The organism is Bacillus sp. FJAT-27916 (genome assembly GCF_001183965.1).
Classification (GTDB): domain Bacteria; phylum Bacillota; class Bacilli; order Bacillales; family Pradoshiaceae; genus Pradoshia.
The window spans coordinates 3,719,893-3,739,656 of the sequence record NZ_LFZV01000001.1 but is presented as its reverse complement, the minus strand read 5'-3'; the positions used below and the strand labels follow the sequence as shown (position 1 = coordinate 3,739,656).

Genomic DNA, 19,764 nt, shown 5'->3' with positions numbered 1-19,764 from the left:
GGAATAGAGGGCATCCTTTTCTTGATTAGGAGGCATGCCCTCATTCATTCCCTCATATAGCATTAATGATATTTCCATTTAGGAGGCTATACAGTGATACAAGGTGAACTTCTTTATGAAGGCAAGGCGAAACGTATTTATGCAACAGAAAGCCCAGAGATTGTGCTTGTTCAGTATAAAGATTCAGCAACAGCTTTTAATGGAGAGAAATTCGCAACCATTGATGGCAAGGGCCAGCTGAACAACCAGATTACAAGTCTGCTATTTCAAGAGCTTCGTAAATCAGGAGTCGAGTCTCATTTCGTGGAGCAGATTTCAAAGAATGAACAGCTCGTCAAACGTGTGAGCATTATTCCTCTAGAGGTGGTTGTCCGCAATGTGTCAGCCGGAAGCTTTGCCAAAAGAGTCGGCATGGACGAAGGCATTCCGTTAAAGCGTCCGATTGTGGAGTTTTATTATAAGGATGATGCACTCGGCGACCCGCTGATTACAGAGGATCATATCAATATTCTCGAACTTGCGAGTGAAGCTGATGTGGCTGAATTGAAGGAGAAGGCTTTGCTGATTAATCAGAAGCTTTTAGAGCTGTTTGCCTCTGTGGGAATTAGATTAATTGATTTCAAGCTTGAATTTGGCAAGGATCGTCACGGTCATATCTTATTAGCGGATGAAATTTCACCCGATACGTGCCGCCTATGGGATGAGGTTTCAAACGAGAAATTGGATAAAGATGTGTTCCGCCGGGAATTAGGCAGCCTAACTGATGCATACGAAAAAATACTAGAAAAGCTGGAGGGCCTCCAAAATGTATAAAGTGAAAGTTTATGTGACTTTACGTGAAAGTGTGCTAGATCCTCAAGGTACTGCTGTTCAGAAATCTCTGAATACCATGAATTATCGAGAAGTTAAGGATGTCCGTATCGGCAAATATATGGAGCTCTCTTTGGAGAAATCTGATCGGGATTTGGATGAAGTGATTCAGAGCATGTGTGAAAAATTACTGGTCAATACCGTGATAGAGGATTACCGCTATGAGGTTGAGGAGGTAGCAGTGAAGTGAAATTTGCCGTAATCGTCTTCCCAGGATCGAATTGTGATATTGATATGTATCATGCTGTTGTAGATGAATTGGGTGAAGAGGCTGAGTATGTCTGGCATACGGAAACAAGTCTTGATGGCTTTGATGCGGTCTTGCTTCCAGGCGGATTTTCGTACGGGGATTACCTGCGCTGTGGTGCTATTGCTCGCTTCTCGCCCATTATGGAGGCAGTCAAGAAGGCGGCAGAGGCCGGTAAGCCTATTCTTGGCGTTTGCAATGGGTTCCAGGTGCTTCTTGAGGCGGGTCTTCTCCCGGGTGCGATGCAGCGGAATGCAGGTCTGAAATTTATCTGCCGTCCGCAGGAGCTGGTAGTAGAGCAGACGGATTCACCATTCACTTCCTGCTATGAAGAAGGTGAGATTATCACGATTCCTATCGCCCATGGGGAAGGGAATTATTATTGTGATGATGCGACCTTGCAGCAATTAAAGGACCAAAACCGTATCCTGTTCACTTATAATGGCAATCCGAACGGAAGCCATGAGAATATCGCCGGAATCATGAACGAGAAGAAGAATGTTCTTGGCATGATGCCTCACCCGGAGCGGGCTGTTTCATCCATGCTTGGCAGTGATGACGGGCTGAAGCTATTTAAATCTATTGTCCAATATTGGAGGGAATCCCATGTCGTTAATGCTTGAACCGAATCCATCTCAGATTAAAGAAGAACGCGTGTATGCCACAATGGGGCTGACAGATGAGGAGTTCGCCAGTATTGAGAAGATTTTAGGACGCTTGCCGAACTATACGGAAACAGGGCTATTCTCCGTTATGTGGTCTGAGCACTGCAGCTATAAGAATTCTAAGCCTGTACTGAGGAAGTTCCCGACTGAAGGAGAGCGTGTTCTCCAAGGTCCTGGGGAGGGCGCTGGTATCGTGGATATCGGTGACGGTCAGGCGGTCGTATTCAAGATTGAAAGCCATAATCACCCTTCTGCTATTGAGCCTTATCAAGGGGCGGCCACAGGGGTCGGCGGAATTATCCGTGATGTTTTCTCGATGGGAGCCCGTCCAATTGCCCTCCTTAATTCTCTTCGCTTTGGCGAGCTGACAACGCCGCGCATGAAGTATTTATTCGAGGAGATCGTGGCCGGTATTGCCGGCTATGGGAATTGTATCGGGATTCCGACAGTCGGCGGTGAAATCCAGTTTGATCCGTCCTATGAGGGAAACCCTTTGGTAAACGCAATGTGTGTCGGACTCATTAATCATGAGGATATTAAGGTCGGTCAGGCCCGCGGTGTCGGCAATACGGTTATGTATGTCGGCGCAAAGACAGGTCGAGATGGGATTCATGGGGCAACGTTCGCTTCGGAGGAATTGACAGACGAATCTGATTCCAAGCGTCCGGCGGTACAGGTCGGCGATCCGTTCATGGAGAAGCTTCTCCTTGAGGCATGTCTTGAATTGATCCAATCAGATGCCCTTGTCGGCATTCAAGATATGGGAGCAGCTGGGCTGACGAGCTCATCTGCTGAGATGGCTTCGAAGGCAGGGAGCGGAATTGAAATGAATCTAGACCTCGTTCCACAGCGTGAGACGGGGATGACTCCATATGAAATGATGCTTTCTGAATCACAGGAGCGGATGCTGATTGTCGTGAAGAAAGGCTGTGAAGCCGAGATTGAGGCATTATTCGAGAAATACGGGCTTGAAGCAGTGGCTGTCGGTGTCGTAACTGATGATCGGATGCTTCGTTTGAAGCATCATGGCGATATTGTGGCAGAAGTTCCGGCAGATGCCCTGGCAGAGGATGCACCAGTTTATCATAAGCTTTCTAAAGAGCCAGCTTACATTCGTGAATTCCGTGAAATGGAGATAGAGATTCCAGCGGTAGAGAATTATACGAAAACCCTTCTTGCCTTGTTAGAACAGCCAACGATTGCGAGCAAGGAGTGGGTGTATGATCAATACGATTACATGGTTCGCACGAATACAGTTGTTGCACCGGGCTCTGATGCCGCCGTTGTTCGGATTCGCGGAACGAAGAAGGCACTTGCGATGACAACGGATTGTAACTCCCGTTATTTATATCTGGACCCAGAGGTTGGCGGGCAGATTGCGGTGGCTGAGGCAGCACGTAATATCATCTGTTCCGGCGGTGAGCCGCTTGCTATCACAGATTGCCTGAATTTTGGGAATCCGGAGAAGCCGGAGATCTTCTGGCAGCTGGAGAAGGCGGCAGACGGGATGAGCGAAGGATGCCGTACACTCGGTACGCCGGTGATTGGCGGGAATGTTTCCTTGTATAACGAAACGAATGGAGAAGCCATTTACCCGACTCCTGTTGTGGGCATGGTTGGACTTATACATGATACAGATCATATTACGACCCAGGCTTTTAAAAAAGCAGGAGATTTCATTTATATCATTGGCGAAACGACACCTGAATTCGGAGGAAGCGAGCTGCAAAAGTATACGAACAGCGGACGTATTTATGGCCAAGCGCCTAAATTAGACCTTCAGGTGGAGAAAGGACGCCAGCAAGCCTTGCTTAGAAGCATACAGAAGGGACTTGTCGAATCGGCGCATGATATTTCAGAGGGCGGTTTAGCGGTAGCACTTGCAGAAGGACTGTTCGGTACAGATGGACTTGGACTTGAGGTCGAGATTGAGGGAGAAATTGTCACAGCCTTATTCGCTGAAACACAATCACGCTTTATTGTTTCTGTAGAGGCGGCGAATCAAGCAACTTTTGAAGCGATGATGCCAGAAGCCAAATTAGCTGGAATGGTAACGAATACAGGTCGATATGTCATTCGGATGAAAGATGAGCAGAACATCATAGATATTAAAGCAACGGAGCTATTGAATGCTTGGAAGGGAGCTATACCATGCTTGCTGAAATCCGTGGATTAAATGAAGAGTGTGGATTGTTTGGAATTTGGGGCCATGAGGAGGCCCCTCAGCTCACTTATTATGGACTACACAGCCTTCAGCATAGAGGCCAAGAGGGAGCTGGTATGGTCGTGACGGACGGTGAAGCCCTTCGTGCTCATAAAGCAGAAGGACTTGTGAATGATGTGTTTTCCCAAAAAATCATAGAGGATTTAAAAGGGAAGAGTGCAATCGGCCATGTGCGCTATGCGACAGCAGGCGGAGGGGGCATTGCAAATGTGCAGCCATTCCTTTTCAATTCTCAAACTGTAGGCAGCTTTGCCCTTGCTCATAATGGCAACCTCGTTAATGCGGCCAGCCTGAAGAACCAGCTTGAAATGCAGGGAAGTATCTTTCAAACGACCTCTGATACAGAGGTATTAGCCCATTTGATTCGCCGTTCTGGAACAGGAGCCTTCAAGGATCGTGTGAAACAGGCGCTTTCGCTTGTAGAAGGTGCCTATGCGTTCCTTGTGATGACTGAGACAGATATGCTTGTTGCGGTTGACCCGCATGGTTTACGCCCTGTTTCCATCGGCCGGCTCGGTAAGGCTTATGTTGTCGCGTCTGAAACATGTGCCTTTGACCTTGTCGGTGCGGAATACATTCGTGATGTGGAACCGGGGGAGCTCGTCATTATAAATGATGAGGGACTTCACTCCGAACTTATCGCGGTATCAAGCGGCCGTGCGATGTGCAGTATGGAATATATTTATTTCTCCAGACCGGACAGCAATATCGACGGCATTAATGTTCATACAGCCAGAAAGAGCCTTGGGAAACGATTGGCGATGGAGGCGCAGATAGAAGCAGATGTTGTAACTGGTGTTCCGGATTCAAGTATTTCCGCGGCTATTGGGTTTGCTGAGGCGAGCGGCATCCCTTATGAGATGGGGCTTATTAAGAATCGCTATGTCGGCCGTACATTCATTCAGCCCTCCCAGTCCTTGCGTGAACAAGGAGTTAAGATGAAGCTGGCCCCTGTTCGCGGCGTTGTTGAAGGGAAACGCGTCATTATGGTCGATGATTCCATTGTTCGAGGCACGACGAGCAGACGAATTGTGAACATGCTGAAGGAAGCGGGCGCGAAGGAAGTGCATGTGTGTATCAGCTCGCCCCCAATCAAAAACCCGTGCTTCTACGGAATTGATACATCCTCAAAGGAGGAATTGATTGCGGGCAGGAATTCTGTTGAGGAAATCCGCCAATTGATCGGGGCAGACTCTCTGACATTTTTGAGTGTGGAAGGAACGATTGAAGCCATCGGCCGGCCATTTGAGGGAGAATACCGCGGACAGTGCATGGCTTGCTTTACCGGCAAGTACCCGACAGAGATCTATACGATGGATGACCATCCGTATGAGAAAATCAAACAATAGCAGAATCCGTACTTGAGGGAGAGGAAGATAACGATGTCGAATGCTTATAAGAACGCGGGTGTAGATATTGAGGCAGGCTATGAAGCTGTGGAACGCATGAAAAAGCATGTCAGCCGCACAAAGCGGCAGGGAGTGCTCGGATCGCTTGGCGGATTTGGCGGGATGTTTGACTTGAGCTCCATAAATGTAAAGGAGCCGGTACTTGTATCCGGTACGGATGGGGTCGGCACAAAGCTTTTGATTGCAATGATGTTGGATGAGCATGACACAATCGGCATAGATTGTGTGGCCATGTGTGTAAATGATGTCGTTGCTCAAGGAGCAGAACCGCTCTTCTTCCTTGATTACATCGCATGCGGAAAGGCTGTACCGGAGAAAATCGAGGCGATCGTAAAGGGCATTTCGGAAGGTTGTGTCCAAGCAGGCTGCGCCCTGATTGGCGGAGAAACGGCTGAAATGCCAGGTTTGTACAGTCCAGAGGAGTATGATTTGGCCGGATTTACAGTTGGTGCTGTAGAAAAGAGACAAATGCTTGATGGCAGCAAGGTAGCAGAAGGGGACGTCCTGATTGGCTTGCCTTCAAGCGGTATCCATAGCAATGGCTACTCACTCGTACGCAAGGTTCTCCTTGAGGATGCGAAGATGGATCTTTCCACGTATGTAGAGGAATTAGGCTGTACATTGGGAGCTGAATTGCTGCGGCCGACGAAGATTTATGTGAAGCCGGTCCTGGCTGCACTTGAGACGGGAGCCGTCCATGGGATTTCGCATATCACCGGCGGCGGTTTTATTGAGAATCTTCCGCGTATGCTGAAAGAAGGCCAAGGCGTAGAGATTGAAGAAGGAACATGGAAGATCCCTGCTATTTATCCGTTGTTAAAGGAGAAGGGCTCTTTAGCAGATGAAGAGATGTATAACGTCTTTAATATGGGAATCGGCATGGTGCTTGCGGTGGAGCCTGGAGAGGCGGAAAAGGTGATTCGTGCATTGAAGGAGAGCGGAGAGCTGCCGATCATGATTGGGCGTGTAACGAGAGTTCCGGGAGTCCAATTCAGTGGAAATGATTAAGATAAAGGGAGACGTCATGACAAAGATTGCGATATTTGCATCAGGGAGCGGAAGTAATTTTCAAGCTATAGTAGAGGCAGTAAATACAGGGAATGTGCACGCATCGATTGAAATGCTGGTATGTGATCAGCCTGAGGCCTATTGTGTGACACGGGCGAAAGAGCTTGGAGTGCCTTCGTTGACCTTCAGGCCGAAGGATTACTCCTCAAAGACAGCTTATGAAGAAGATGTATTATCCGCTCTGCGTGAAAGGTCCGTGGAGTGGATTATCCTCGCAGGCTATATGCGATTGATTGGACCAGTTCTATTAGAGTCTTATCCAAATAGAATTCTGAATATCCATCCATCTCTTCTGCCGGCATTCCCAGGGAAAGACGCAGTTGGGCAAGCCATGGCAGCCGGTGTAAAGGTATCAGGTGTGACGATTCATTATGTAGATGCAGGGATGGATACTGGGCCAATTATTGCTCAGGAGGCCATCATGATTGAAGACGGAGACGATGCGGCTCGGGTCCATGAGAAAATCCAGCAGGTTGAACACCGATTGTATCCAGCCATTATAGAAAAGGTATGTAATTGACAGGAGGAGCGGAAATGGCAGCAAAGCGTGCATTAATCAGCGTATCGGATAAAACAGGAATTGTAGAATTTGCAAAGAAAGTAGCGAATCTTGGATTTGAGATCATCTCAACAGGAGGGACGAAAAAAACGCTGGCAGACAATGGCATCCCGGTAAAAGGGGTCAGTGACGTGACCGGTTTTCCTGAAATAATGGACGGACGTGTGAAAACATTGCACCCAGCCATTCATGGAGGGCTTTTAGGAAAGCAGGACAACGACTCACACATGCAGCAGCTGGCAGAGCAGGGCATCATGCCTATCCAGCTTGTTTGCGTGAACCTTTACCCATTTCAGCAGACGATTGCTAAAGAGGGCGTAACGGTAGAGGATGCAATTGAGAATATTGATATCGGGGGGCCTGCGATGCTTCGTGCCTCAGCGAAGAACCACGAATCTGTCGCCGTTGTTGTAGACCCGGCGGATTATGATGATGTGTTGAAGGGATTAGAAACTGGTGAGCTTTCTTTACAGGAAAGAAGACGTCTTGCCGCCAAGGTATTCCGCCATACTGCAGCCTATGATGCCATGATCGCAGAATATATGACAAACCTGGCAGAAGAAGAACAGCCGGAGTCCGTTACGGTTACCTATACATTGAAACAGCCGCTTCGTTATGGGGAGAATCCGCACCAAAAGGCAGCCTTCTATAAGAAACCGCTGGGCACAGCCTTCTCAATTGCTAATGCTGAGCAGCTTCATGGGAAGGAGCTTTCCTATAATAATATCAATGATGCAGATGCCGCCCTTCAAATCGTGAAGGAATTTGACCAGCCAGCAGCAGTGGCGGTTAAGCATATGAACCCTTGCGGCGTCGGTACGGGCAAAACGATTTCAGATGCCTTCCAAAAAGCCTACTTTGCTGATTCTACTTCGATTTTCGGCGGAATTGTGGCTTTGAATCGTGAAGTCGATGCTGAGACAGCCGGTGCTTTGCATGAGATATTCTTAGAAATCGTCATTGCTCCATCCTTCTCGGAGGAGGCGCTCCAAATTTTGACCTCGAAGAAGAATATTCGCCTGCTGACTGTTGATTTCAGCTCCAAGGGTGTGATGGAGAAGAAGTTCACCTCTGTTGCCGGCGGGTTGTTAATGCAGGATTTGGACAACGCGACATTGGCTGAAGCCGATGTGAAGATCGCGACGAAAAGAGAGCCGACGGAGGAGGAATGGGAAGCGCTCAAGTTTGGCTGGAAGGTTGTAAAGCATGTGAAGTCGAATGCTATTGTCGTTGCAAATCGCCAGATGACGCTTGGAGTCGGTGCCGGCCAAATGAATCGAATTGGAGCGGCGAATATTGCGATAGAGCAAGCAGGCGATAAAGCGAAGGGAGCTATATTAGCTTCCGATGCCTTCTTCCCAATGGATGATACTGTTGAGGCAGCGGCAAAAGCGGGCATTACAGCAATCATTCAGCCAGGCGGGTCGGTTCGTGATGAGGACTCCATCAAGAAGGCAGATGAATATGGAATTGCCATGGTCTTTACAGGCGTGCGTCATTTCAAACATTAATAAGGAGTTGAAGAGGGACGATGAAGATACTGGTTATTGGCCGCGGTGGACGAGAGCATGCGCTTGCACGCAAGTTTGCCGAAAGCAGGCATGTTGACAAGGTGTACGTCGCACCTGGCAATCCTGGAATGGAGGATGTCGCAGAACGCGTTTCCATCAATGAAACAGATCATCAGGCATTGATAGACTTTGCGCATGAGAATGGGATTGGGCTTACCTTTGTCGGCCCGGAGGTACCGTTGATCAACGGAGTGGTCGATGAGTTTGAAAAAGAAGGACTGAAAATTTTTGGTCCGAAAAAAGCAGCGGCTATCATTGAGGGAAGTAAATCCTTCACAAAGGATTTGCTGAAGAAATATGCCATTCCAACGGCAAGATATGAAACCTTCACTGAGCTTGATCAGGCTGTTGCCTATGTGAAGAATCAGGGCGTGCCAATTGTCATCAAGGCAGATGGTCTTGCTGCCGGCAAGGGCGTAGTTGTAGCCATGAGTGAGCGGGAAGCTGTTGATGCCCTTCAAGCAATGCTTCAAGATGCCAAGTTTGGCGAAGCTTCGAACAAGGTCGTCATCGAAGAATTCCTTGAGGGTCAGGAATTTTCCTACATGGCATTCGTAAATGGTGAGAAGGTATATCCAATGGAGATTGCCCAAGACCATAAACGAGCCTTCGATGGAGATAAAGGCCCGAATACAGGCGGGATGGGTGCCTATTCCCCTGTTCCGCAAATTGGGTGTGACCTTGTGCAAAAGGCCCATGATGAAATTCTTCTTCCGGTTGCTAAAGCGATGGTGAAGGAAGACCGGTCTTTCACAGGCATTCTATACGCCGGACTGATTGCGACAGCGGATGGCCCTAAGGTGATCGAGTTCAATGCCCGATTCGGAGATCCAGAGACACAAGTCATTCTTCCAAGGCTTCAATCTGATTTGGTGGAAGTTATTGAGCATGTTCTTGAGGGAAGCGATTGTGAGCTTGAATGGACCGAGGAAAGTGCGATTGGCGTTGTGCTGGCTGCCACTGGCTACCCAGAGGATGGATATGAGAAAGGGGCCGTTATTAGAGGTCTCAGTCATATCGGGGGAGATATGCACATCTACCATGCTGGTACGGCAAAGAATAATCAAGGGGAATTCATCACCAATGGAGGCCGTGTCCTGCTTGTCACGGGACTTGGGCCTTCCTTGGAGGATGCGAAGCAGAACGTGTATCGGGAGCTCGAAACCATTTCCTGCAAAGGCTTATTCTATCGCCATGATATAGGTGAAAAAGCCATTGCTCAAAGTTTGAAAGGCTAGTAAATAAGCAAAACCTGTTATGCCGCTATGGCGTGACAGGTTTTTTATTATATCCGATAATATTTTGTTCATAGCCCTTTTTAATCAGCCTTTGTCTTCTAGTATTTACAATGATATATTTTCAGGCTTTTTTATTTCTCAAAATAATTATTTTATGATTAAAATGTTTTAAAACGGATATGTAAAAACAAAAGGGATACAAGTGCTGGATGACTAAGTAAGTGTATTCCCAAACAGTTTCCTGTTTGGCAGTAACTTTCGTGCGCTAAACCGAAAAAATGTGTTACAATAATGAAAAGGCTTACATTTCCAAATAAATGTTCCGGAGCTGTTGAAGGCATAAGGGTTTGGTTAAGGGGGGATTGTTCATGCTTGAACAACGATATAGATGGAAGAATAAACAGCTTAGAGAACATGTGAGTATAATAGATGGAAAGATTGCGCCCACCATCGTATTGGTGAATGCTGTTTACTTAAATCAAGTATTTGAAGAATGGATGAAAGCGAATATCTGGATCTATAAGGATCGGATTATATATGTAGGGGATAAGATGCCTGATATGCAGGAGGGCTGTGAAATCATTGATTGCAGCGGACAGTATCTGGTACCGGGGTATATTGAGCCGCATGCCCACCCGGCACAGCTGTACAACCCGGAGACTTTGGCGATGCATGCTGCCCAATATGGTACAACAACCTTGATCAATGACAATATGACCTTGTTTACGTTGCTCGAAAAAAGGCAAGCGTTTGCCCTATTGAAGGAGCTTCGCCATCTCCCTTATTCCATGTTTTGGTGGGCAAGGCTGGATTCGCAGACAGAGCTGCGAAATGAGGAGGAAGTGTTTTCTCATGCCAATGTAAAGAGCTGGCTTGAGCATGATGGCGTGCTTCAGGCGGGTGAGCTGACGGGCTGGCCGCGCTTACTTGACGGTGATGATATGATGCTGCACTGGATGCAGGAAGCGAAGAGGATGCGTAAGAAGATTGAGGGGCATTTCCCGGGCTCATCAGAGAAGACTTTGGCGAAATTGATGCTATTAGGGGCTGACTGTGACCATGAGGCCATGACAGGCGAGGAAGTGATTAGAAGGCTTGGACAGGGGTATCATGTGTCCTTGCGCCATTCCTCCATTCGCCCAGACCTGCCGGGTATCTTAGATTATTTGCAGGATTATGGACTGAAGTCATACGATAAATGCTTTTTCAATACAGATGGGTCAAGTCCGGGATTTTACAAGGAAGGGTTTACGGACAGCCTGATCAAAATGGCTATTGACAAGGGTGTGCCGTTAATTGATGCCTATAATATGGCTTCCTTGAATATTGCCCGCTATTATAATATGGAATATTTGCATGGAAATATTGCGACAGGACGTGTAGCCAACATTAACTTCCTTCATGAGAAGGATGAACCAACTCCTCACTCTGTCCTATCGAAGGGACAATGGGTGAAACGGGAAGGTGAGGCATGCGGAGTCAAAGGCTCCTCCATTAACTGGGAGGAATATGGGTTGAGTCCGCTTGAGCTTGATTGGGACTTAACGGATGATGATTTACAATACTCCATGCCATTTGGCATTAATATGGAGAATAGCGTCATTACGAAGCCCTACTCCATCCATATTGATATTTCAAGAGAAGTCTTGGATATGAATCATGATGAATGCTACTTCACCTTTCTCAGAAGGGATGGGCAATCGCGCATTAATACACTCTTAAAGGGCTTTGCGAGAAATCTCCATGGATTTGCCTCCTCTTTCACTAATTCAGGGGATATTATCTTGATTGGCAAGAGCAGGCAGGATATGAAAATTGCCTTCAATCGTATGAAGGAAATCGGTGGAGGAATCGTTATTGCAGAGAAGGGAGAAATCCTGTTTGAAATGCCGCTTGTCCTTCAGGGTGTGATGTCTAAGGCAAATCTGCCGGAGTTAATCGAACAGGAGAGCCGGATGAAGGAAATACTTGTGGAAAAGGGATATCCATTTGAAGACCCGATGTATTCACTTTTATTCTTCACTTCCACTCACCTTCCTTATATTCGCGTGACACAGGCAGGATTATATGAAGTCATGAATAAATCTATACTCTTTCCGACTATAATGCGTTAAAATAATAAAGAAGCGATAAACCACATCATTGTAGCTCATCATGAGGAGGGAGTCATATGTTAAAGAAATTATGTACATTCATGATTATTTTCATTGTTCTCTTAGCAGGCTGTAAGGCTGATGACAATCCCGAGTCTGTCAATGAGAAAGGGAATACCGTATATCCGTTGACAGGGCTGGAGGCTGATAAGGAGGCTGATCACCGGGCCATTGCCGTCATGGTGAATAATCATCCTGCTGCAAGGCCGCAATCAGGACTTTCCAAGGCGGATATTGTGTATGAGATTCTGGCAGAGAGCAATATTACAAGGTTTTTGGCCGTTTATCAAAGTGAATTTCCAGATACGTTCGGACCGGTCAGAAGCGCGAGGGATTACTATATTCGCTTAGCGAAAGGGTATGATAGTTTATTCGTTTTCCATGGCTGGAGTCCAGAGGCGAAAAAAATGATTGAAAGTGATTATATAGACAATTTAAACGGTCTTAAATATGATGGTACTTTATTTGAGCGTGCCTCATTTCGAGAAGCCCCCCATAATTCCTATATTACATATGATCATGTAATGGAGGGAGCGAAGGAGAAGGGGTATGATATGGATATCGGTGCTCCGGCTTATACCTTCATGACTGAAGACGAAGAGAATGAGGTCGAGGGAGACAGCTATTCAAAGGCCTTCATTTCTTATTCTTCTGAGAGCTTTGATGTAACCTATGAATATGACGAGGGTAGCGAAACCTATGCCCGATATACAGCCGGTGTGAGAACAGAGGATTATGGCACGAATGACCCTGTCGAAATTGATAATATTTTGATTATCGAGGCAGAGCATGAAGTCATCGATAAGAAGGGCAGACGTGATATTGATTTGGAAAGCGGTGGAGATGCCTACTTGCTCCAAAAGGGAAAACTCCTTAAAATACAATGGGAATCAAACGATAATCGAATCGTTCCTGTATTAGATGGTAAAGAAGTGAAATTAGTGCCTGGGAAGACTTGGATTAATGTCATTCCAACATCAGGCCTTACGCAGAGTGTAACACTCGAATAAATAGGAGGATTAAGGCACATATGCAAATTGACAAACTGAAAGGCAAAGAATTGGATCAATTATTCAATGCCATTTTATCGTTGAATGACTTGGAGGAGTGCTATCGTTTCTTTGATGACCTCTGTACGGTCAATGAGATCCAGTCTTTAGCGCAGCGCCTCGAAGTGGCACGCATGCTCGAGGAAGGAAAGACCTATCATATGATTGAGAAGGAAACGGGAGCAAGCACCGCAACAATCTCCCGCGTGAAACGCTGCTTGAATTACGGGAATGATGCGTATTCAATGGCGCTCAGCAGACTGAAGGAAAAAGACGCATGAACTAGCAGCCCGAATATGGGCTGCTTTTCTTATGGGTTAGAAGTCTCTCGCAATTTTTTCTAACTCTTTGGTATCCCAAAAAGGAATGCTATAATGATTAAATGGAAATTAGATTAAGGGGTTGTTTCAATGTACGATTTTCGCGAGTGGAAGCATGTGTTTAAACTCGATCCTAATAAGGAAATTTCAGATGATGCTCTCGAGAAGCTTTGTGAATCAGGGACCGATGCCATTATGGTTGGCGGTACGGATGGAGTGACGCTTGAGAATGTGCTTGACCTTATGGCACGCATTCGCCGCTATACGCTCCCATGTGTTCTTGAGGTATCCAATTTAGAATCCATAACCCCGGGATTTGATCTTTATTTTATACCGTCCGTTTTAAACAGCCGGAATCCAGAATGGATTCTGGGTTTGCATAAAGAGGCCATTAAGGAATACGGCCATATGATTAATTGGGAAGAGATGCATGTGGAAGGCTATTGCATCATGAATCCAACATGCAAGGCCGCTCAGCTGACTGACGCTATGACGGATTTATCGGAGGAAGATGCGGCAAGCTATGCCTTGATGGCGGATAAGATGTTCAACCTGCCTATTTTCTACCTTGAATATAGCGGTATATACGGTGACCCTGCGTTGGTCAGGAGCGTGAAGGATGCATTGATGGAGACAAAGCTCTTCTATGGGGGAGGCATCAATAGTCCGGTGAAAGCCGAGGAAATGGCCGGCCTTGCGGATTGTATCATTGTCGGGAATTATGTTTATGAAGATTTAGCCGGCGCATTGAAGACAGTGACTGCCGCAAAAAAGAACTAAACATTTGTTGATTGCACACTAGAATCAAGTATAATAAGAACAAACGTTCGTATCGGGATGGTGTCATATATATGCAGTTCTTAACAGATCGATTATTAACAGGATTAAACAATAAACAAAAAGAAGCTGTACAGGCAACCGACGGTCCTTTGCTGATTATGGCAGGAGCGGGAAGCGGAAAGACGAAGGTTTTGACGCATAGGATTGCCTACTTAATCGTAGAGAAGGAAGTAGCTCCATGGAATATTCTCGCGATTACCTTTACCAATAAGGCGGCAAGGGAGATGAAGGAGCGGATTCAGGGCATTCTTGGAGGAGCAGCGGATGAAATTTGGATTTCTACATTCCACTCCATGTGTGTTCGGATTCTCCGCCGTGATATCGACCGGATTGGAATGAACCGGAATTTCTCGATTCTCGACCCTTCCGACCAGCAAACTGTCATCAAGCAAATCATGAAAGAAAAGAATATTGACACAAAGAAATTCGAGCCAAAATCCATTCTGGGAACCATTTCATCTGCGAAGAATGAATTGATTACTCATGAGGAATTCGCTAATACAGCCGGTAACTTTTATGAGCAGACAGTTGCCGACCTTTACACGGAATATCAAAAGCGTTTAAGAAAGAATCAGGCGCTCGATTTCGATGATTTAATCATGAAGACCTTCGAATTATTCGATAAAGTACCAGAAGTGCTTGAATTCTATCAACGGAAATTTCAGTACATCCATGTCGATGAGTATCAGGATACGAACCGAGCGCAATATATGCTCGTCAAAAAGCTTGCGCAGCGCTTTAAGAACCTTTGTGTTGTCGGGGATTCCGACCAGTCCATCTATCGTTGGCGCGGTGCGGATATCGCTAACATTCTCTCCTTTGAGAAGGATTACCCAAATGCAAATGTTATTCTGCTTGAGCAGAACTACCGCTCAACGAAGCGGATTTTGGCTGCGGCCAATGGAGTGATTGAGAATAACTTGAACCGGAAGCCGAAAAAGCTGTGGACGGAGAACTTAGAGGGTAATAAGATTTCCTATTTCCGCGCTGACAGTGAGCAGGGCGAAGCCCAGTTTGTTGCAGGGAAGATCAAGGAAATGGAGAAGCAAGGAAAGCCGCTGTCTGATATTGCGATTCTGTACCGTACGAATGCCCAGTCACGTGTAATGGAGGAAGTCTTGCTTAAATCCAATATCCCATACACGATTGTAGGCGGTATTAAGTTCTATGACCGGAAAGAAATCAAGGATATCCTGGCTTATCTGCGCTTAATTGCTAACCCGGATGACGATATTTCCTTGCGCCGGGTCATTAATGTACCGAAACGCGGTGTCGGAGCAAGCTCTGTTGATAAGATTGCCAACTACGCACAGGACCATGATATATCCATGTACCAAGCGATGCTTGAGCTTGAGTTCGTTGGACTTGGGGCGAAGGCGTATAAAGGAGCAAGCGAGTTCCGCGATTTAATCAAGCACTATACGGCGATGCAGGAATACCTATCCGTAACTGAATTAATTGATGAGGTTATTGAGAAATCCGGCTATCGCCAATCGCTTGAAATTGAGAAGACGATTGAAGCTGAAACAAGACTTGAGAATATTGAAGAGTTCCTGTCTGTAACGAAGAACTTTGAGAACAGCAGTGAAGATAAAAGCTTAGTAGCCTTCCTGACAGACTTGGCCCTTGTTGCTGACATCGACCGGATGGATGAGGAAGATGAGGCAGCAGGAGAGGGTGTCGTTCTCATGACTCTCCACTCTGCGAAGGGGCTTGAGTTCCCTGCTGTCTTCCTTCTAGGTCTTGAGGAGGGTGTATTCCCGCATAGCCGTGCGCTTATGGAAGATGAAGAGATGGAAGAGGAACGCCGCCTTGCTTATGTCGGCATTACGCGGGCTGAGCAGGAGCTCTTCATCACCAATGCCCAGATGAGAACCTTGTACGGACGTACGAATATGAATCCGGTATCCCGTTTCATTAAAGAAATTCCGGAAGATTTACTTGAAGACTTGAATCCTCCTGCAGAGAGCAGGTCTTCTTCACGGCCATCCTTTATGCAAGGAAGAGGGACTGTTCGAGGCGGAACAGGCATCAATGGCGGCGGAATCAACAGCGGAGCATCTCCAAAGCCGGTTATGAGAGCAGCTATGAACACATCTGGCGGCGAGAAGCTTGATTGGGCTGTCGGTGATAAGGCCGAACATGGCAAATGGGGAGTAGGTACCGTTGTCAGCGTGAAAGGCAGCGGAGACGGGCTTGAGCTCGACATCGCATTCCCATCAATGGGCATTAAGCGCCTTCTGGCGAAATTTGCCCCAATTAAGAAGCAACAATAAACCTGTTGAAACCTTGCAGAGAGGCGGAAGAGAATTATGGAGTTGAAAGAAGCCCAAAAAAGAGCAGCTGAGCTTCATTCTTTATTAAATCAATATGGATATGAATACTACGTTCTTGATGAGCCGAGTGTGCCGGATTCTGTCTATGATGAATTGTACAAGGAGCTAGTGGCAATCGAGCAGGCATTCCCTGAGCTGCAAACAGAGGAATCGCCGACACAGCGTGTCGGCGGACAGGTGTTGGATGCCTTTCAGAAGGTGGAACATATCACCCCGATGCTGAGTCTTGGCAATGCCTTCAATGAACAGGATCTGCGTGATTTTGACCGCCGGGTGAAACAAGGGCTTGGCACGGACAGTTATTCGTATATTTGTGAATTGAAAATTGATGGTCTTGCTGTTTCCCTTCGTTTTGAGGACGGACTATTCGTGAAGGGAGCGACTCGAGGAAATGGTACGATTGGTGAGGATATTACAGCCAATCTGCGTACAATTCGCTCGATTCCTCTCCGCCTCAATCAACCATATACGATGGAGGTGCGCGGTGAAGCCTATATGCCGAAGAAATCCTTTGTTTCGTTGAATCAAAAGAAGGAGGAAAACGGCGAGGAGCCATTCGCAAACCCGCGGAATGCGGCTGCCGGCTCATTAAGGCAGCTTGATCCAAGGATTGCTGCCTCAAGAAATCTGGACATCTTCTTATATGGTATCGGGGATACGGGTGAAACAGGTGTGATCTCCCACAGTGAAGGTCTTGACCTTCTTCATACGCTGGGATTGAAGACAAATCCGCACCGCAGGAGATGCCAGACCATTGAAGAAGTGCTTTCATATATCAGTGAGTGGACAGAGAAACGGCCGACCCTCGATTATGAGATTGATGGAATCGTTGTGAAGGTCGATTCTCTATCCCACCAGGATGAGCTTGGCGTGACAGCGAAAAGTCCACGCTGGGCAATTGCCTACAAATTCCCGGCTGAGGAAGTCGTGACGGTGCTGAAGGGAATCGAGTTGACAGTCGGGCGAACAGGCGTCATTACGCCGACAGCATTGCTTGAGCCTGTACGTGTCGCTGGAACGACTGTGCAAAGAGCCTCCCTTCATAATGAGGACTTGATTCGTGAGAAGGATATCCGCATTGGTGACCATGTCGTCATCAAAAAAGCGGGTGATATTATCCCGGAGGTCGTCAAAGTACAGATTGAACAACGGACTGGGGCTGAGGAAGAATTCCATATGCCGACACATTGCCCAGAGTGCGATAGCGAGCTTGTCCGCCTCGAGGGTGAAGTTGCGCTGCGATGCATTAACCCGAAATGCCCTGCGCAGATTAAGGAAGGGTTAATTCACTTCGTTTCCCGTAATGCGATGAACATTGATGGGCTGGGAGAAAAGGTTATTATTCAATTATTTGATGCGAATTTAATCAAAGATGTCGCTGATATTTATAAATTAACGTATGATCAATTGATTGAGCTGGAGCGAATGGGTGATAAGTCTGTGAAGAAGCTGCTGGCAGCGATTGAAGCTTCTAAAGATAACTCACTTGAACGTCTCTTATTCGGTCTCGGCATTCGACATGTCGGTGCCAAGGCAGCCCGAGTGCTTGCAGAGGAATATGAGGAAATGGACAAACTCATGGCCGCAAGTGCTGGAGAACTCGTTTCCATTAACGAAATCGGTGAGAAGATGGCTGATGCTATCGTGACATATTTCAGCCAGGAAGAGTTCATGCAATTGATCAATGAATTAAAAGCCTATGGTGTCAATATGAGCTATAAGGGCAAAAGAAAAATGGATGCCGCTGAATCAGATTCCTATTTCGCTGGGAAAACCATTGTACTCACTGGTAAAATGGAACAGTATGGGCGAAATGAAGCAAAGGAACTGATAGAAGCCCTTGGAGGAAACGTAACAGGAAGTGTCAGCAAGAAGACAGATTTAGTCATAGCCGGTGAGGATGCCGGTTCTAAGTTAAAGAAAGCCCAGGATCTCGGTATTGAGGTTTGGAATGAGCAGCAGCTTCTGGCTGAGCTGGGCAAGCAAGAATAGAGGTGGAATAATGAAGCGCTTTTTGGCAATAACATTGGTGATGATGCTGACAGCAACAGGCTGTGCCCCGAGCTTTGATAAGAGTGAAGTGGTAGAAGATGATACAGATACAGAGAATACCGAGAAGGAATCCATTATTCCTGAGTACCAAATCTCTGATCAATACTACCAAACCTTACTGCCATACGAGACGAGCGATACGCGCGGCCTTGTAACATCAAACATCAACACTCGCCTGGACTTGGAGGAATTTGAAACGGGATTGATGAGGCTCTCGCAAGACCCATTCCCGACTGATGAATATGTGTTCCGTGAGGGGCAGGTCATTTCAAAGGAAACGGTCACAAGCTGGCTGCAGCGTAAATATACGAGTGCACAGCTGAAAGAGAAAAAGATGACAGCCGATGAAAATATGGGGCTGAATCCTGTTGATGACGGTAAAGGAGACATTGAGGAGCGGTATGAGAAAAATCCTGAATACCTTGCCCATATTCTAGAGCATAACTATTTGGTGAAATCCGATAACAATAAGGTAACCCTCGGGGGAATCTCCATCGGACTTGCATTGAACTCTGTCTTCTATTACCAGAAGGAGAAGTATGGAGAAACATATGAAATAAAGATTGATGCCAAAACACTCCAAGAAAAGGGTGAAGAAATTGCGGCGGAAGTCGTCAAACGTGTTCGAGGATTGGAAGGTGCAAAGGATGTGCCTATCCTGATTGCTTTGTTTGAACAAGAAAGCAAGGACTCCGTTGTACCAGGAAACTTCATTTCTTATACAGTTATCAATGCAAACAGCAGCAAAATCTCCAAGTGGAAGAATGTTGATGAGGATTATTTCCTCTTCCCATCTTCAAGCGCTGAAGAGAAGCATCGAGATGACGCCAGCACATTCTCAAATTTCAAGGATGATGTGGAAGAATACTTCCCGAATTACAATGGCGTTATCGGCAAAGCCTTCTATGTGAATGAAGAAATGAAGAAGCTGACGATTTCCATTGATATGCAGTTCTACTCTAAGAGTGAAGTCATTGGGTTTACCCAATATGTCGCAGGACTTGTCATGGATCATTTCCCTGATTACTTAGAGGTTGAGACGAAGATCACCTCATCGAATGGTCAGGAATCTCTAATCGTCAAAGAAGTTGATGATAAAGAGCCATATGTGTATATTTACAATGAATAAAAGAAAAGCAGGGCTAATAGTCCTGCTTTTTTTA

Annotated in this window: 16 protein-coding genes; all 16 read left to right on the top strand. The window is 46.5% G+C overall.

The annotated features are described in order from the left end of the window. The first annotated feature begins 93 nt into the window (after positions 1–93). A complete protein-coding gene (gene purC / locus AC622_RS18280) occupies positions 94–813 on the top strand; it encodes a phosphoribosylaminoimidazolesuccinocarboxamide synthase (protein ID WP_049672356.1) in 720 nt (239 codons plus the stop codon). Then, complete coding sequence (purS, locus tag AC622_RS18275; RefSeq protein WP_049672355.1) at positions 806–1,060, top strand: phosphoribosylformylglycinamidine synthase subunit PurS; 255 nt, start codon at positions 806–808, stop codon at positions 1,058–1,060. The genes purC and purS overlap by 8 nt, the downstream gene beginning before the upstream one ends. Continuing rightward, a complete protein-coding gene (gene purQ / locus AC622_RS18270; protein ID WP_049672354.1) occupies positions 1,057–1,740 on the top strand; it encodes a phosphoribosylformylglycinamidine synthase subunit PurQ in 684 nt (227 codons plus the stop codon). Before purS ends, purQ begins: the two co-directional genes overlap by 4 nt. Then, on the top strand, positions 1,724–3,958 hold the full coding sequence (gene purL / locus AC622_RS18265) for a phosphoribosylformylglycinamidine synthase subunit PurL (protein ID WP_049672353.1): 2,235 nt from the start codon (positions 1,724–1,726) through the stop codon (positions 3,956–3,958). Before purQ ends, purL begins: the two co-directional genes overlap by 17 nt. Beyond that, entirely contained in the window at positions 3,934–5,355 is a 1,422-nt protein-coding gene (gene purF / locus AC622_RS18260) for an amidophosphoribosyltransferase (RefSeq protein WP_049672352.1), read from the top strand. The genes purL and purF overlap by 25 nt, the downstream gene beginning before the upstream one ends. A gap of 33 nt (positions 5,356–5,388) precedes the next feature. After that, on the top strand, positions 5,389–6,423 hold the full coding sequence (purM, locus tag AC622_RS18255) for a phosphoribosylformylglycinamidine cyclo-ligase (RefSeq protein WP_049672351.1): 1,035 nt from the start codon (positions 5,389–5,391) through the stop codon (positions 6,421–6,423). A 16-nt stretch (positions 6,424–6,439) separates the two neighbouring features. After that, complete coding sequence (purN, locus tag AC622_RS18250; protein ID WP_049673070.1) at positions 6,440–7,003, top strand: phosphoribosylglycinamide formyltransferase; 564 nt, start codon at positions 6,440–6,442, stop codon at positions 7,001–7,003. 14 nt (positions 7,004–7,017) lie between these two features. Next, positions 7,018–8,553 carry a bifunctional phosphoribosylaminoimidazolecarboxamide formyltransferase/IMP cyclohydrolase gene (purH, locus tag AC622_RS18245; protein ID WP_049672350.1) on the top strand — a complete coding sequence of 512 codons (1,536 nt, stop codon included), beginning with the start codon at positions 7,018–7,020 and terminating at the stop codon, positions 8,551–8,553. A 20-nt stretch (positions 8,554–8,573) separates the two neighbouring features. After that, positions 8,574–9,851, top strand: a complete 1,278-nt coding sequence (gene purD / locus AC622_RS18240; RefSeq protein ID WP_049672349.1) for a phosphoribosylamine--glycine ligase — start codon at positions 8,574–8,576, stop codon at positions 9,849–9,851. Positions 9,852–10,219: 368 nt separating this feature from the next. After that, positions 10,220–11,965 carry an adenine deaminase C-terminal domain-containing protein gene (locus AC622_RS18235; protein WP_049672348.1) on the top strand — a complete coding sequence of 582 codons (1,746 nt, stop codon included), beginning with the start codon at positions 10,220–10,222 and terminating at the stop codon, positions 11,963–11,965. Between the two features lie 56 nt (positions 11,966–12,021). Beyond that, positions 12,022–13,014 (top strand): DUF3048 domain-containing protein, encoded by a 993-nt coding sequence (locus tag AC622_RS18230; protein ID WP_049672347.1) that lies wholly within the window; start codon positions 12,022–12,024, stop codon positions 13,012–13,014. A gap of 20 nt (positions 13,015–13,034) precedes the next feature. Then, the gene (locus AC622_RS18225; RefSeq protein WP_049672346.1) at positions 13,035–13,334 is read left to right on the top strand and encodes a YerC/YecD family TrpR-related protein; all 300 of its coding nucleotides are present in this window, start codon (positions 13,035–13,037) and stop codon (positions 13,332–13,334) included. A 129-nt stretch (positions 13,335–13,463) separates the two neighbouring features. Beyond that, positions 13,464–14,153 (top strand): heptaprenylglyceryl phosphate synthase, encoded by a 690-nt coding sequence (locus AC622_RS18220; RefSeq protein ID WP_049672345.1) that lies wholly within the window; start codon positions 13,464–13,466, stop codon positions 14,151–14,153. 71 nt (positions 14,154–14,224) lie between these two features. Next, a complete protein-coding gene (gene pcrA, locus AC622_RS18215) occupies positions 14,225–16,489 on the top strand; it encodes a DNA helicase PcrA (RefSeq protein WP_049672344.1) in 2,265 nt (754 codons plus the stop codon). Between the two features lie 36 nt (positions 16,490–16,525). Further along, positions 16,526–18,541, top strand: coding sequence for an NAD-dependent DNA ligase LigA (gene ligA / locus AC622_RS18210; RefSeq protein WP_049672343.1), 2,016 nt, complete (start codon positions 16,526–16,528; stop codon positions 18,539–18,541). A gap of 10 nt (positions 18,542–18,551) precedes the next feature. Further along, a complete protein-coding gene (locus tag AC622_RS18205; protein WP_049672342.1) occupies positions 18,552–19,730 on the top strand; it encodes a CamS family sex pheromone protein in 1,179 nt (392 codons plus the stop codon). Positions 19,731–19,764 lie beyond the last annotated feature (34 nt).